This window comes from Paenibacillus alginolyticus DSM 5050 = NBRC 15375 (assembly GCF_000422905.1).
GTDB classification, from domain to species: Bacteria; Bacillota; Bacilli; order Paenibacillales; family NBRC-103111; genus Paenibacillus_E; species Paenibacillus_E alginolyticus.
This window is the reverse complement of the sequence record NZ_AUGY01000138.1, coordinates 1-14,741: the sequence shown is the minus strand read 5'-3', so window position 1 is coordinate 14,741 and position 14,741 is coordinate 1. Positions and strand designations below refer to the sequence as shown.

General features: G+C 45.4%; 13 protein-coding genes and 1 pseudogene. 7 read left to right on the top strand and 7 right to left on the bottom strand.

The features are described from left to right. Nucleotides 1–283 (top strand): annotated as a pseudogene (locus G519_RS51795) (hypothetical protein); the annotation flags it as partial. Here G519_RS51795 and G519_RS0135305 read toward each other — a convergent pair. Continuing rightward, nucleotides 227–532: a flagellar biosynthesis anti-sigma factor FlgM gene (locus G519_RS0135305; RefSeq protein ID WP_154669651.1), complete on the bottom strand. Its 306-nt coding sequence runs from the start codon at nucleotides 530–532 to the stop codon at nucleotides 227–229. The pseudogene G519_RS51795 and the gene G519_RS0135305 overlap by 57 nt on opposite strands. Nucleotides 533–2,094: 1,562 nt before the next feature. Further along, nucleotides 2,095–4,725: an adenosylcobalamin-dependent ribonucleoside-diphosphate reductase gene (locus G519_RS0135295; protein WP_029198611.1), complete on the bottom strand. Its 2,631-nt coding sequence runs from the start codon at nucleotides 4,723–4,725 to the stop codon at nucleotides 2,095–2,097. Nucleotides 4,726–5,150: 425 nt separating this feature from the next. Here G519_RS0135295 and dat point away from each other — a divergent pair, with 425 nt between their 5' ends. Continuing rightward, entirely contained in the window at nucleotides 5,151–5,981 is an 831-nt protein-coding gene (gene dat, locus G519_RS0135290; protein ID WP_029198610.1) for a D-amino-acid transaminase, read from the top strand. Nucleotides 5,982–6,090: 109 nt separating this feature from the next. On the opposite strand, the gene G519_RS0135285 is transcribed toward dat, so the two are convergent. Further along, nucleotides 6,091–6,930, bottom strand: coding sequence for a lipoate--protein ligase family protein (locus G519_RS0135285; RefSeq protein WP_029198609.1), 840 nt, complete (start codon nucleotides 6,928–6,930; stop codon nucleotides 6,091–6,093). Nucleotides 6,931–7,823: 893 nt separating this feature from the next. Between G519_RS0135285 and G519_RS51790 the strand changes: the two genes are divergently transcribed. The 4 genes from G519_RS51790 to G519_RS0135260 all read left to right on the top strand — a co-directional run bounded on the left by G519_RS51790 (nucleotide 7,824) and on the right by G519_RS0135260 (nucleotide 12,031). After that, complete coding sequence (locus tag G519_RS51790; protein WP_154669650.1) at nucleotides 7,824–7,961, top strand: hypothetical protein; 138 nt, start codon at nucleotides 7,824–7,826, stop codon at nucleotides 7,959–7,961. 203 nt (nucleotides 7,962–8,164) lie between these two features. Further along, entirely contained in the window at nucleotides 8,165–9,955 is a 1,791-nt protein-coding gene (locus G519_RS0135270; RefSeq protein ID WP_029198607.1) for a DEAD/DEAH box helicase, read from the top strand. Beyond that, on the top strand, nucleotides 9,952–10,956 hold the full coding sequence (locus tag G519_RS0135265) for a YqhG family protein (protein WP_029198606.1): 1,005 nt from the start codon (nucleotides 9,952–9,954) through the stop codon (nucleotides 10,954–10,956). Before G519_RS0135270 ends, G519_RS0135265 begins: the two co-directional genes overlap by 4 nt. Nucleotides 10,957–11,080: 124 nt before the next feature. Next, on the top strand, nucleotides 11,081–12,031 hold the full coding sequence (locus G519_RS0135260) for a hypothetical protein (RefSeq protein WP_029198605.1): 951 nt from the start codon (nucleotides 11,081–11,083) through the stop codon (nucleotides 12,029–12,031). Between the two features lie 46 nt (nucleotides 12,032–12,077). On the opposite strand, the gene G519_RS0135255 is transcribed toward G519_RS0135260, so the two are convergent. The 3 genes from G519_RS0135255 to G519_RS0135245 all read right to left on the bottom strand — a co-directional run bounded on the left by G519_RS0135255 (nucleotide 12,078) and on the right by G519_RS0135245 (nucleotide 13,412). Then, on the bottom strand, nucleotides 12,078–12,728 hold the full coding sequence (locus G519_RS0135255) for an SGNH/GDSL hydrolase family protein (protein ID WP_029198604.1): 651 nt from the start codon (nucleotides 12,726–12,728) through the stop codon (nucleotides 12,078–12,080). Nucleotides 12,729–12,861: 133 nt separating this feature from the next. After that, nucleotides 12,862–13,053 (bottom strand): YqzE family protein, encoded by a 192-nt coding sequence (locus G519_RS0135250; RefSeq protein ID WP_029198603.1) that lies wholly within the window; start codon nucleotides 13,051–13,053, stop codon nucleotides 12,862–12,864. Between the two features lie 77 nt (nucleotides 13,054–13,130). Then, the gene (locus tag G519_RS0135245; RefSeq protein ID WP_029198602.1) at nucleotides 13,131–13,412 is read right to left on the bottom strand and encodes a hypothetical protein; all 282 of its coding nucleotides are present in this window, start codon (nucleotides 13,410–13,412) and stop codon (nucleotides 13,131–13,133) included. A gap of 164 nt (nucleotides 13,413–13,576) precedes the next feature. Between G519_RS0135245 and G519_RS0135240 the strand changes: the two genes are divergently transcribed. Beyond that, nucleotides 13,577–13,819 carry a hypothetical protein gene (locus G519_RS0135240; protein ID WP_029198601.1) on the top strand — a complete coding sequence of 81 codons (243 nt, stop codon included), beginning with the start codon at nucleotides 13,577–13,579 and terminating at the stop codon, nucleotides 13,817–13,819. Between the two features lie 79 nt (nucleotides 13,820–13,898). Here G519_RS0135240 and G519_RS0135235 read toward each other — a convergent pair whose 3' ends face one another. Then, nucleotides 13,899–14,552: a Bax inhibitor-1/YccA family protein gene (locus G519_RS0135235; protein ID WP_029198600.1), complete on the bottom strand. Its 654-nt coding sequence runs from the start codon at nucleotides 14,550–14,552 to the stop codon at nucleotides 13,899–13,901. Between the last annotated feature and the right edge of the window lie 189 nt (nucleotides 14,553–14,741).

Below are 14,741 nucleotides of genomic sequence, written 5' to 3'. Positions count from 1 at the left end.
AGGTAGAATTTTCACAGTCCCCTCGATCAAGTGGATCCGCTACTTGAACAAAATACCTGCCTTTTCACTACCACGACAAGGCTTCACGGTAAAGGAGGTGGCGCAGCGCTTGGAGGTATCTACTCATGTTGTCTATTATTGGCTTGATCATGGGATATTGCAGGGTCAGAAGATAGGACCGGGATTTCCTTGGGATATCCCGCTAGACGAGCAAAAAGAGATTGCACTACGACAACGTATTCAGGATTCTGGGCATCTTGAACCAGTCAAATTGCTGAAATAGGGTTACTATGCTATAAAGTCCAAAACCAAATTGGGAGGCGTGCAGTATGAACTTACCTTCGGAATTCCTAAAGAACAAGTTTTTCCCATCCGATTTAGGTATATCTTTCCGCTTCACAGGGGAAGGCTTGTATGTCCCGTCCGCCAACTGCTGTCTGATTTCTTCGATAACGGTTTCTTCTCCGTATTCTTGAACGATGGACTCAATCGTATGTCCATCTACACCAGCACTACCTCGATTCTTCTTCACCCGCATCCATGCTTCCCGCAGGACGTCTTTCCGGAATATTTTATCGTACAGAGCATGAAATTTGCGCTTAGGGTTGGCCTTAGCCGCAAGCTAGAGGGTATTTTGGAGTCGTCGAGCGTTTTCAGCCGTCTGTTCGGCATTCACTTGCTCTTACCTCCTCAAATTCCCATGAACGAAGTGGGGTATTGCCCTTCGGCACCCTTTCCTCCCCGGGTCCACCGGATCCACAGTAGTATGACCCCATCCGACCCCCTTCCCGCAGTTCGCCACTTCACCTTTAGGGCTTATAGGTCTACCGTTTACGAAAAAACTACGTTCGGTGGAGGGTCTCCCTAGTTCCAGATACAACTTTCTCTACATGCCGTTCCCCATACACCGGAGGGTTCTTCCGCGCTGCGGTAGTTCCAAGATCTTCGCTCGTTCTATGGCCTTCGCTAGGGCAGACGTGGCTCGACTCCCTCTTTTCCCTTTCGGGTTCAGTTTCACGATGCGGTAAGATTCACTTCATTACGGCCTGCAGATTTGCTTCATCACGATATTTCGTGACTTTTCACAGGGCTTCAGCCGTTGGATTTCGCCAATGTCTGCCTGCTAGCTACGAGGCGGATTGGTCCTTACCCCGACTGAACTTGCATCAGTTAGTTGTACCTAGCTTGGTTAGGCGCGCTCTGCCCGTTACTTGAATGAACACAAAGAGAAGCTCCAGCGGTATGCTTAATTCGAACATTATTCTCATGCAATTTTTGGAACAGTACATAATTGTGAGTTGTAACATGTAATGTCGGTGATTGGAAGATGAAATGTCACTCGATTGGAACATAATTGACGTTGGCCCGAGCCTTGTTGCTACGGGCTTTTTTCTATTATTTTAGTATTACTGATGATTAAATTTGATTGTAAATATAATGGGTATATTACTTAAGTGATACGATCTAAAATTGTAACATGAAATGACATTTTTCAGAGAGTAGTTTTGGTTATTATAATTGTTTTCAATATTCCTTAGTGAAGAAAACTTATATTAATAATGAGATGAAACGGTGAGTTGTTACAAATTTAATATCCTTCTTTCTGAGGGCCCATTTTATCTAGCGCTATAGATACAATTTCATGTAGTCAAATGGATAAAAATACCATACAATTGAAGTATATAAGAAATAAAATATATAAGAATTATAGACATTCAATTGCAGTTTTGTTAAGGTACGCAATTAAACGAAGTGGGTTCAGTTCAATAATTAAAAAACAAAGATTAATTTAGAAAAAATTGTAATATAGAAATCGACAGTAGGGGCATATTTTAAATAACTCTATTATTTTTGGGGGATGGTCAAAATTAGTACTTTTACAAAGAGTAAAAAAATTTTTTTCTCCGTAGAAATTAAAAAGGATCCCCAATTTGAGATTCACTTTATTAGGCTTGAAAAATTCTCCCAGGAGTTTACTCAATACATTTCTGAGCATTTCGTTTCAATTTGCCAAGGTAAAGATAGCGAAAGTTCACTCGTAACTGTAAAAAAACGTGTAAAGGAAAGAACCAGGGCTCCCGCCCTGGCTCAATCCTAAGAACACCTGCTGTACCCGCAGTTGATGCAATTCTTACACCCTTCGCTGTTCACCAGCGAAGCGGATCCACACGACGGGCACAGGTCCTTCGGCGCAGCGCTAGCCGCGCTGCCGCTATGACCCGTGTGCCCCACTTCTACTACAGGTGCTGGCGCTGGTGCATCCAGCACTTCACTCGTCGCGGTCACATAGTTCCGCGCGTCGTCTTGCTCGTTCATCACTTCGTCGTGCTGCTCGAGCGCTTTGGCAACCGCGTCTGCGATGGACTCGACGCGGTTGTTGCCGAAGCCAATGGCGCCGGAACCGCCAATGCCTTTCAAGTGCTTCACGAGCAGCTTCACTTTATCGCCGTGATCGCCATAACGCAGGAACAAGGAGCACACGCGACCGAGTGCTTCGGACATCGCGAATACGTCGGACCCAGCTTTCCCTACGTTGAGGAAGATTTCACTCGGCGTTCCGTTCATATCATTAATCGTGATATACGCCATCCCGAACGGTGTATTCACTTTATAGGTTGCACCCCGTAGAATTTGCGGACGGCGCTTGTATTGTTTATCGAATACTTGCTCCGTTTTCGAATCGACATTTACGGATAGTTTGCCCGATAGATTAGTAAAGCTCTCTTCTTCTTTCACAGCTTCCGCGGCAAAAGCCACTGGAGCTGCTTCTGCTTTCTTCTCTTCCTTTTTCTCCGCGGTTGTACTCAATACTTGCACATCACGGCTGCCATCACGGTAGATGGTTACACCCTTACAACCTAGATCGAAAGCCAATTCATACAAGCGTTTCGTTTCATCCACGGTGAAATCCGCCGGACAATTCGCTGTTTTGGAGATCGAGCTGTCTACCCATGTTTGAATCGCCGCTTGAGCACGGATATGATCTTCCGCAGTCAATGTCATGGAGGTTACGAAGTAGTCCGGCAGCTCTTGACCTGGATTTGCATCTTTCCACTCCTGTGCGATCGGCACATATTGTTTATCAAAGCCAAGACGACTTTGACGGAAATATTCAAAAGCAAAGTAAGGCTCAATGCCCGTCGATGTTCCCACCATTGTACCCGTACTTCCAGTAGGTGCTTGGGTAATCACTGTTACATTGCGCATACCATTTTGCTTAATCGCTTCGCCAACTTCTGGGAATACTTTCGTCATGTTTTTCATAAAGCCGCTCTCAAGGAACTTATCTTCGATAAACTCTTTGAAAGACCCTTTTTCACCGGCAATTTCAGCCGATGCCAGATAAGCTTCTCTTGCCATAAAGCCATAGATTTTGTCCAAAAATACAAGAGATTCCGGACTTCCATATCGTATTTCCAATTTAATCATCAGTTCAGCAAGGCCCATAGTACCTAAACCTACGCGGCGCTCACCTTGTTGATTCGTACGGTTTTCTTCGAAATGATAAGGCGTCTTGTCAATAACATTATCGAGAAAACGAGTCGAATAACGAACCACTTTGGCCAAATCTGCCCAATCAACATCATGATTCTCTGCGTCATAGAACTTAGATAGATTAATAGCAGATAAGTTGCAAACGCCCCAAGCTGGAAGCCCCTGCTCCCCGCATGGATTCGTACAAATAATCGGATTGAAGTACCAGCTGTTAGACATTTGATTGTAGTATTCCAAGAATACGACACCCGGCTCAGCTGATTTCCAAGCAGATTCAATGATTGAATGCCAAACATCACGTGCCCGTACGGTACGATAAGGCTTGACGGCTTTGCCTAGTTTTTTCCAAGCATCTAAGTTGCCATCCCATTTATCATTGTATTCAGGATCTGTTGTATCCGGGAAAACAAGCTCCCACTCGAGATCTTCCTTAACGGCTTTCATAAATCCATTGCTTACACAAACGGATAAATTGGCATTCGTAATTTGGCCCATCGTTGATTTCACTGTGATGAAATCCTCTAAATCAGGGTGCCAGTCGTTAATCATGAGCATAAGTGCTCCGCGACGGCTGCCCCCTTGTTCAATTAAGCCAGTTGTATAGCTAAACAGACCTCCCCAAGAAACAGCTCCGCTGGATGATCCGTTAACACCTTTCACAACAGATCGGCGTGGACGAAGTGAAGATAGATTGATTCCAACTCCACCGCCGCGTGACATAATTTCGGTCATTTCCGAGAGTGTGCTCATAATTCCGCCTCGGCTATCGTGTGGAGACGGGATCACATAGCAGTTAAATAAGGTCAGTTCATCACTTGCATCGGCACCCGCAGCAATACGTCCGCCTGGTACAAGCTTCCAGTCATCAAGGATATATCTGAATTTATCTGTCCATTCTTTACGTTTCTCAGGAGTTGCCTCTACGGATGCCATTGCACCTGCTAAGCGGTCCCACATTTCTTCCGGTGTCTTCTCAATATTTAAAGTGAGCTTCTCAACTGCGGATTCAACTGTCTCACCGCTCCGTGTTTTTACTTTAACGGTATCGCCATCACGGCTCACAATTTCGCCAACTTCTTTGGCCGGGAATTTGGGGTCATCTTTCGTCAAAACGAGAACGGTATCACCGACTTTGGCGAAACTCGTATCCGCATTTTTGAGTGCATAACGATCCAAAAATATTTTCTCGCTTAATCCATCCAACTTCTTATTAGACTGTACAATCCCCATCCATAATTCCCTCCCAATAAGCTACATACTCAGCTACAACTAAAATTAAAGTTACTTTATGAAGTTTATGTAAAATTACAATATGTGGTGTGCGAAATTCATTATACCTCACTATATATTGATCTTCTAATAGCTAAAGAACCAAATTTCGTTATTAAGACAACCCTTCATCATATTAGCTAATCCTTACTTACTATTTCTCTCTTTTTCGCAGTCAGAATAACCAAATTTAATCATTCAACCAAGCAAGATGAAATAGGCTATACAACTCGTTTTGACGATCGTTAATTCCTCTGCTAACCTATAAATAGGATACCACATTTTATTTCTTTTTAGAACATTTGTTCGATAAATACTTTTGTTAAAATATGGGATAAGATTTCAACACTACTTTTCATATGAAAATACTTAAGGAGATGTTGGATATGTATTTCTATAAAAATGATTTCGTCAACAAGAAGGACGTTATTCTTTCACCAGATGACCGTGGGTACTATTTTGGAGATGGCATTTATGAAGTATTCCGTGTATATAACGGAAAAATTTACGAGCAAGAGGCTCATATGCAGAGACTCCAAAGAACCGCAAGTGAAGTGCGGATAGAACTGCCTTTTACTATTGATAAAATGGGTCATATTCTCACACAGCTTATTGAAAAGAATGGTCTCAATGAAGGCACTGTGTATATGCAAATTACCAGAGGCGAAGCTCCCCGGGCACATCCGTTCCCCGCTCAAGCCGAGTCCATTCTGCTTGCCTACTGCACAGAGGTGCGCAGACCGATTGCTACGATACATAATGGCATTAATGCAATCACATTAGACGATATCCGCTGGCTGAGATGTGATCTCAAAACGCTCAATCTTCTTCCAAATGTTATGGCCAAGCAAGTAGCGCTCGATCACGGGGTTCAAGAAGTCGTGCTGCATCGCAGCGGTACTGTCACCGAATGCAGTGCTTCTAATTTGATGATGATCAAGGATGGCGTATTGTACACACACCCAGCTAACCATTTGATCCTTCATGGTATTACTCGGGCAGTCGTTTTGAGATTAGCTCACTCACAAAATATCACCGTCAAAGAAGAACCCTTTACGACGGAGCAGCTCCTGCAGGCGGATGAAGCTTTTATAACTGGAACTACCGTGGAAATTACACCAATCTTACAGATTGATGGCAAAGCAATTGGAACGGGCGCGCCAGGTCCTATTACACTTACTCTGCAAAATGAGTTTGAACGTACTTTTGCGAAGTAATGTTTTAGTACGGACAGAATGCCCTAATATACCTAAACAAAAAAAGCACGATCCTTTCTTTAGAAAGGTCCGTGCTTTTTTGCTCATTCGCTCAAGCTTTCACTTTCGCTTAACGACGCAAATTCCACTCATCCGTGCCATATTTCTCACGCACAAGTCGCTCAGAAAGCTCAATTTCATAAGGTGTCAAAGATTCATCAACAAGCTCCACGCCTAGCCCCAGCGCGATCCCACGACGAAAGGCTTCCTCCACCTGACTGAGCGTTACCGCCTCTTTTCCTTGCGCCCGAAGCAGCTCATTAATCGCTACAGCTTTCTTCAAAAAGCTCGCCTTCATCCGATCCGCAACCTTCTCGTTCGAGAAGCGCAGCATCCGAAATAGCTGATCGGTATCCATGTCGAGCAGGATGGAGCCGTGCTGCAAAACGACATTCTTTTGCCGAACCTGCGCGCTGCCGGCGACTTTGCGTCCCTCAACAACCAGCTCATACCAGGAGGGGGAATCGAAGCAAGCCGCTGATCCGGCGGATGCGTACTTTTCCTTCTCCTCATCACTCGCAAGCTGTACCATTTCTGCGCCCAGTCCCAGCGCCCGAAATCCTTGCAAAAGCCCCTCGCTCAGCACACGATAGGCTTCCGTCACATTGCGCGGAATGCCCGGATAGTCTTCGGCAACGATAATGCTATACGTCAGCTCCTTATCGTGTAGAACAGCTCTCCCCCCAGTTGGGCGCCTTACGAAGCCGATTCCCTCATTTGCTACCGCTTCCTGATCGACTTCCGATGCCTTTTGGAAATAGCCAATCGACAGCGTTGCCGGATTCCATCCGTAGAATCGCACCGTTGGAGGAACGATGCCTTCGCTGTGTGCCGTTAGTATTGCTTCATCTAATGCCATATTTTCAGCAGGAGAACGATCTCCTGTATGTATGAATCGCCATGCCGTCATCTCTTTCTGTCACCCTTTCCCACTTTGCTTCCGAAGTCAACCTATATCATATCATAAAATCGTACATACTTACGATGTTATAGTCGGTGGAGAGCCGCTGCCTGCCAATGAAATCCAGAACATAAGCCCAAATGCAAGAGCTAGCTACTCCAAGTAATCAAATCTCCACACGGGAGCTACAATTAGTCGGTTATGCGGTTACTTCAAGAGCCATAGCCGACAGTGTCAGAGACTTCTACTAACATGAAGCTGCAAAATGTGCAGCAAATTATCATCCATATTCCTTTATTAGTCATTATCATGCATTTTGTGCAGCAAATTTCCGAGTGTTGGCGTGAAACGAGCCGTAATTACCAGATTAGCTGCACTTTTTGCAGTAATTCTTTCAAATACGCTGCTGCATGCTGAATTTGATGCACTTTTTACATGAATTTAGGTTCCGCGTCACTTGGTGGACTTTTAACTTCGATACAGATCACGACAACTTCCATGGAAAAGTTATGAAAGCGCCTCTTCTGGACATACTAACACGTAATCGACGGAAAACTGGTGAGCTTGAAGCCATTTCCCGGCTCTGAAAACCCAGTACTGGTTCTATCTCAGCAAAGTGTTGATGAGAAGTCCGAGAAGGACTTCTCGGAGCCAGAAGGATGTTTGTTGACCGTCAAATGTATGCTGAGAGAGCCGAAATGGACTTCTCATCGCCTGAAAAGCAGCAAAGTGTTGCTGAGAAGTCCGAAAAGGACTTCTTAGAGCTAGAAGGATGCTTATTAACCGACAAATGTATGCTGAGAGAGCCGAAATGGACTACTCACCGTCGGAAAAGTAGCAAAGTGTTGCTGAGAAGTCCAAAAAGGACTTCTCAGAGCTAGAAGGATGCTTGTAACCGACAAATGTATGCTGAGAAAGCCGAAATGGACTTCTCACCGCCGGAAAAGCAGCAAAGTGTTGCTGAGAAGTCCGAAAAGGACTTCTCGGAGCTAGAAGGATGCTTATTAACCGACAAATGTATGCTGAGAGAGCTTAAATAGACTTCTCACCGTCGGAAAAGTAGCAAAGAGTTGCTGAGAAGCCTGAAATAGACTTCTCAATTTTCTCACGAAAGCTCAGCTCATGCCTGCAAAGTCATTTTTTACGAACTCAGCTCACGCTTACGAAGACAGTTTTCTAACGAAAACTCAGCTCATGCTTACGAAGTTAGTTTTCTAACGAAAACTCTTAGGAGGGCACATCGATGCGTCAACATGAACAGCAAGAGAACATTCGCCCCATTCATAATCAGCTTGACATGCACTTTGAGAGGGACTGGTTTACTGAGCTGGATAATCGTGTGCGCGGAGGTGGTCCATGGGACGACTGGACGCTGTACCAGCTAGCCTACGAATCGGAAGAATCGGGGCTTATTTCGACGTTTGACGAGATGCAGTGCCTCGTTCATCTAGGGCAGCTTGAACCTATGGCGCATCAGATTGATACGGCGAAACGTGTGCTTAACGAGATGCGTGGCCGGGCTATTTTGGCCGATGAAGTTGGGCTTGGGAAAACGATTGAGGCTGGTTTGATTTTAAAAGAATACATGATCCGCGGCTTGGTCCGCAAAACACTTATCCTCGTACCCGCTTCTCTTGTGCTGCAATGGGTCCGGGAGTTGAATAGCAAATTCGGCATTCCAGCTGTTGCTCACAAAAAAGCCTATATGTGGAAGCAAAGCGATGTCATTGTGGCCTCCATGGACACCGCCAAACGTGATCCGCATCGCGAAATTGTCATGGGTCTTGAATATGACATGTTGATCGTCGATGAAGCGCACAAGCTCAAAAATAAGAAAACGACCAACTACACCTTCGTAAACGAGCTGCGTAAAAAGTATTGCCTGCTGCTCACCGCCACGCCGGTGCAGAATGACTTGAAAGAGCTTTTCAATCTCATCACCCTGCTCAAGCCAGGTCAACTGGGGATTCATAGCAGCTTCAAAACCAATTATGTAGTTGGTAAAAGGGTACCTAAAAACGAGGGTCAACTTCAGCAGGAGCTCTCCAAGGTGATGATTCGCAATCGTCGCGGCGACGGCGGCGTTCATTATACGAAACGGGTTGTTAGGAACATTCCACTCACGCTCTCCAATGATGAACAGGCACTCTACGATGGGGTAACGAATTTCGTTCGAACCAGGTACCAAGAGAGCGCCGGTGATCTTACCAGTATGCTCTCGCTTATCACTCTGCAGCGCGAAGTCTGCAGTTCCCGGGACGCTGTGTTCATTACACTCGTCAATTTGTTCAAGAAAACAGCCGAGGACTCGCCGCAACGCGCCAAAATATGGGAGCTTGTTGAGCTGATTCGCAGTATCAAATCGAACACCAAAGCCGAGACCACAATGAAGCTCGTCCAAGAGATTAATGATAAAGTCATCATTTTCACCGAATATCGCGCTTCCCAGGAGTATCTTCTCAACTATTTGAAAGAACATAAAATAACAGCTGTCCCTTATCGAGGCGGTATGAATCGCGGTAAAAAAGATTGGATGATGGATTTATTCCGCAATCGTGTCCAAGTCTTAGTCGCAACAGAGGCTGGCGGTGAAGGGATTAATCTACAATTTTGCCATAACATGATTAATTTCGATCTGCCTTGGAACCCCATGCGGGTTGAACAGCGAATTGGCCGTGTACATCGACTCGGGCAAACGCACGATGTCAACATCTATAACCTTTCCACCCGAAACACGATTGAAGAGCATATTCTTTCTTTGCTGCATGAGAAAATCAATATGTTTGAGCTGGTTATCGGACAACTTGATACCATTCTCGAGAAAATCGAGAAAAAAGGCTCACTCGAAACATCGTTGTTCCGCATGGTCATGGAGGCAGGCTCCAGCGAGGATATACGCAGAAAGATCGATGAGCTAGGTCACTCGTTTATTGAGGTCAAATCGGAAATTGAGCAAAATCCGGTATACGGGGCAGCCTTCCAAGGCATTCTTGATGCTGTTGGCGGGACGCAAAACATCGAGGTAAGACCATGAATAAACGCAACATTCACACGTTCGTCATGCGCTTTCTTGAAGCTTACAATTGTACGATTCTAGAGAAATCACCAACTTACGTTACTGCAAAACTTTCTCCTGAAGCAGATAGAGTGATGACAGGACGTCCTTACTATTGGAGCTTCGTAGAACGTACAGGGGCTGCAGCCGAAACGATGACCTATAAGTTCATCTTCGATCCTGAACTGATGAAGCTGGAGACGAAAGCGAAGACCGCTGCAACTGCTGTCAAAAGCCCACCTTATGTGGGGGCGCAAAACCAAAACCAAAACCAGAACCAAGCACCCCAGCCGCCTGACGGAAATTCAGACAGCATTCTCGGCCGCTATTTCGGCTTCGTACCTACGACTGTCATCTCCCAGCGGCTTCCGCAGGACGAAGTGACCTTCGGCAGTAGGCGTTTGGAGCAAATGTTTACGATTGTCCGTGAACGCGGACGATTCGTTCATTTGTTTGAGGAACCTTTCCCGATGAGTGCTACCTATCACGCTGCCCTTGTCTATGACACCTGGTTCTGCGTGAATTACAAGGTAGAGCTTGTTTGCGACCGCAAACGAAGCGAGATTCACTCTCTCGCCATACAACTGAATAGCGGTGAAATTCGCGAACATTTTCATAAACATATGCTTACCAAGAGCCTCTCTCCGAAGCTTCCTGCGAATAGTCACATTTTACCTGACACGATTTCACTGCCGAAAGCTATTAATGCCCTTGAAATGATGCTCGAGCGTAAAGTAAGTAGCTATGATCATTCTTGGGCCGACGAAGCTAACGAGCAGCACCGCAGCGAAATCGATCGTGTGGAAGCTTATTACAACGGTCTCCTGCTGAGCGCAGAACCTGACAAAAGAGACGAAATCGAAACCCAATGCCGCAACCGCCTGCAAGAAATTGACTGGCAGCACAAGCCTCGTATTGTCGTATGTGTCATCAATTGCGGTTTGTTTCATTTGAACGCAGGCCGAGCACCCAGGAACTGACGTCAGTCGCTAAAACATCGCAAAATTAACACTACAGGTTCTAACAATCTTTTTAGGGCATAAGAATTACAATAGGTTAATAGGTTCATACCACTAGAGGTTAACGATAGGTAGGTGAACGAGGATGAAGCTGTGGACAACATGGACGGCGGCATGCTTCATTAGTTTGGGCAGTTTATTATTCATACCGATCCAAACCTCTGCTGGCGACTCCGTAGAACGGACAAGCTATACGCAGACGGCAAGGGAAACAATAGCTAGTCATACAGAGACGAAGCCATTACCAGATTTGCGGAGCGAATCTACTTTGACCGCTACGATCAACACTTGGCGAACAACGCTCGCTCGAGAATCGGGGTTTGAACGCTGGCAGACGGCAGTTTGGAACAGTTATCCACTAGGGCCTGGCACACATGGTTGGGTAGTTATCCTTACTGATCATGGACAGGATGTTGGCTACATGATCGTTCATGCCACTGACAACGGGTCCTTCCGATTGACCGAATACGGGACAGGTAACAACCCGCTATTCAGCTTGACCACGCTGTATCGTTCTTTGGTACAGCAAGAACTCATTCCAACTACTACTTCTTATTCCGACTTTGTTCAAAATGAAACGATTATTTTAGACCGACTTTACATGGACCAGCTAACCGCTGTGTGGAAAATCAGTTTGCAAGATCAAACGTATTATTTGGATGCCAAATCCCGGGAACTACTTCCGCTCAAAGAGGACCCTACCCCGAGGATAAAAGAGGATCGGCCAGTAGCAACCGATTTGTCGAGCAAAGCTCAAACGGCGTTATTTCCCGCCTTTGATCCTTATGATCGACTCCCCTGGGTCCAAGGCAAACCGCTTCCAGTGACCACACTGAGTGAGCTTCAAAAAGCTTTAAGCCCGCAAGCAAAGTTAACTTACGTCACTGAGCTCTATGATGGTCAAGTCACGCTGCCCCTTGCCATTCTTGGTTATCAACAATGGGTAGGTGGGGATACCTACCTGACTTTAGACCATGTTGGACCCCGTTACGTGCTGCTGGAGAATGCTTTAAAGCTAGGACATATTTTTAAGTGAAAAAAAGCCTTAGACCGCTATTTCCAGAAGTCTAAGGCTTTCTGCATTATTTCCAATTAAAATCAATAGCTTTTAGAAAAGCTTTAGCTAAAATGGTATGTCCTACGTTGTTCGGATGTACACGATCCCAAGCGATATAGGCTGGGTAGTAAGCCTGGAGAACAGGTTCGAAGGCAGCTTGCGTATCCACGAAAAGGGAGCCCGTTTCTTCGGCTATCTGTTTCACGACTGCCCCGTATTGATCCATTTTGCAACGCATCGCATCTTGAGGATTCGGCTCTATGTAAAAGGGTGTCATCAGTACAAGCCCTTTGACAAGCGGACGTGTCTGTTCAACTAGCTCTCTTAACGTCTTTTCATAAGTCGCAATGTCCACATGCCTTTCATTTTGATGCGGTACGTCAAAATGCCTCCATACGTCATTAATACCGATCATGATCGATAACCAATCGGGCTTCAAATCGATGACATCGGTTTGCCATCTGTCTTGGAGATCAAGCACCGTATTGCCGCTGGTACCCACATTAACGGTCCTAATTTGAAGCTCTGGATACGTTGCATTGATCAGCCCGTCCACGATAGACACATAGCCTTTGCCTAATGCTCCGAATAATCCTTCGCCAATCGGTCTTGATCGTTCGCAATCTGTAACCGAATCACCAATCATGACTAGCTTATTGTTTTTCTCAAGTTTCATTATGATTTCTCCCCCCAATTTATGGTCGTACGTTCATTTTGACTATATTCGATATGCAAACTTAAAAAACCTCTCGCACCATTCATCAGGTTTAACGAAATCTCCCGAATATAGGTGAAGAGGCTTTGTCATTTTACTTTTTGGGTTTTACCTGATCAATCAGCATCCGTGTGGCCAGCGGCAGCATGCCGAACCAGCGTGTTTGCCAGCTTTCCCGCTGTTCCTTGCTCATGGCTTTAACTTGCTGACGTACTTCCTTGGGTGTTTCTATATACGTGACGACTTGCTGCGTTATGTACTTAACCAGATCATCGCTTTTTGCCATTTGTCCACCTGCCTTCTATCCCTATTTTAACCACAGAGACAGGGGCTTAAACTCACAAAGACAGGTGGATAAAGGGATTAACCGAGTTTACCGCCACTCTCTGCAATGATTTTATCAGCAAATGATTTAATCGTACTGCAACCGAGCAGCATCGGTTTATTATCACACTGCAATAACAAGGTTTGAGCGTTCATATCCCATGCATATTGAAATCCGACATTCATGCCAACTACCGTAATCATGAATTTGCCTTGTGCTGTATTAGGAATCGTAATCCCCTGCTTTTTGCCGACTTGTTGTAAGGCTTTGAATACCGAAGACGAAATCCCTCTATACGTCCAAGTGCTGCAAGCCGCCATAGGTCATCTCCTCTCTCCCCGTATAGGATCATTAAATTGTATGAACAGAGAAAGGAAATCGTGCTTGTTTCTTTAAAATCCATTGATCATAGCGCCGTCTTACACGTCTATTCACAGTATCCAAGCATACACTAGATCAAGTAGAGAGAGAGGTGTTAGCTTGGATGTGGAAACAGATGCTGCTAACGGAGCAGCTAGAGATTCAAATGGACGAATCCAATCATCTATTCGAGGTCAGATTGAGAAGAACCGAACAAGAGGATACAGCGGCCGTTCGATTGAGCCATGCTGAACTCATCCAAATCCTGCATACCCTGCTTGAAATTAATCGAAGCTTCCGTGGAGACATCTCCTATTTTCATTCCGCTCAAGTAATGGTCAAGCCACAGCTCGATCTCCTAAGATAGCTTCAAGCAAAAAAGCACCTTCGATTCCCACCCAGCGGTGAGAGACGAAAGTGCTTTTTTGGTATGTCAGACGGTCAACTTAATCCCTGTTTAATCCAACAATGGACGCAATGAACTTTAAGATATACAGGAAGAGATTAATAAAATCGAGATAAATATTTAATGCTGCAAGTGGAACCTCTTCCGCGGAAACACCGTTTCGGTATTGTGCCACATCGTAGAGAACCCAACCACTGAATATCAAGATGCCGATCATCGACCAAACTAGGTTCATCACAGAACCAAAGTTAACGAACATACCGACCACACTCATGAGCACAAGCCCAATCGTTCCTGCGAACAAGAAACCGCCTAGAAAGCTGAAATCACGCTGCGAACGATGCGCATAGAAGGCAAGTCCGCCAAAAATGGCTGCAGTCGCGAAGAATGCGCCAGATACTACATTTGCGCCCAGCATGCCGCCATACGCCATGATGACTGGGTACAGAGTAACCCCTGAAATCGCAGTAAATGCATAAAGAAAGCCGTATCCGATATGTTTGCCGCGAATACGAATGATGATTGCGGCCACCAGCATGACCACCTCAGCAATGACGAAAAGCATAATCATCGATGGCGGAACGACAATGGCACCGATCAATGTCCCTAGGAAAGAAACCAACAGGGAGATTGCAAACGTTTGAAGCACATGAGCAAAACTGCCAGAATGCGTAGCAGTAATCGTTCTATCCATGAAACATCAGCCCCTTTGTATGGATGTACAATCTATACTATGTATTATACCTAGTTTTCATGAAAGTCGCTACACACCTATGCGTTCAAGAACAAAACAACCCCTTCAGACGTATCTGAAAGGGTTGTTGCTTCGTATGCGATCAAGAGGACTCGAACCTCCACGGGGGTAAGCCCACACGGACCTGAA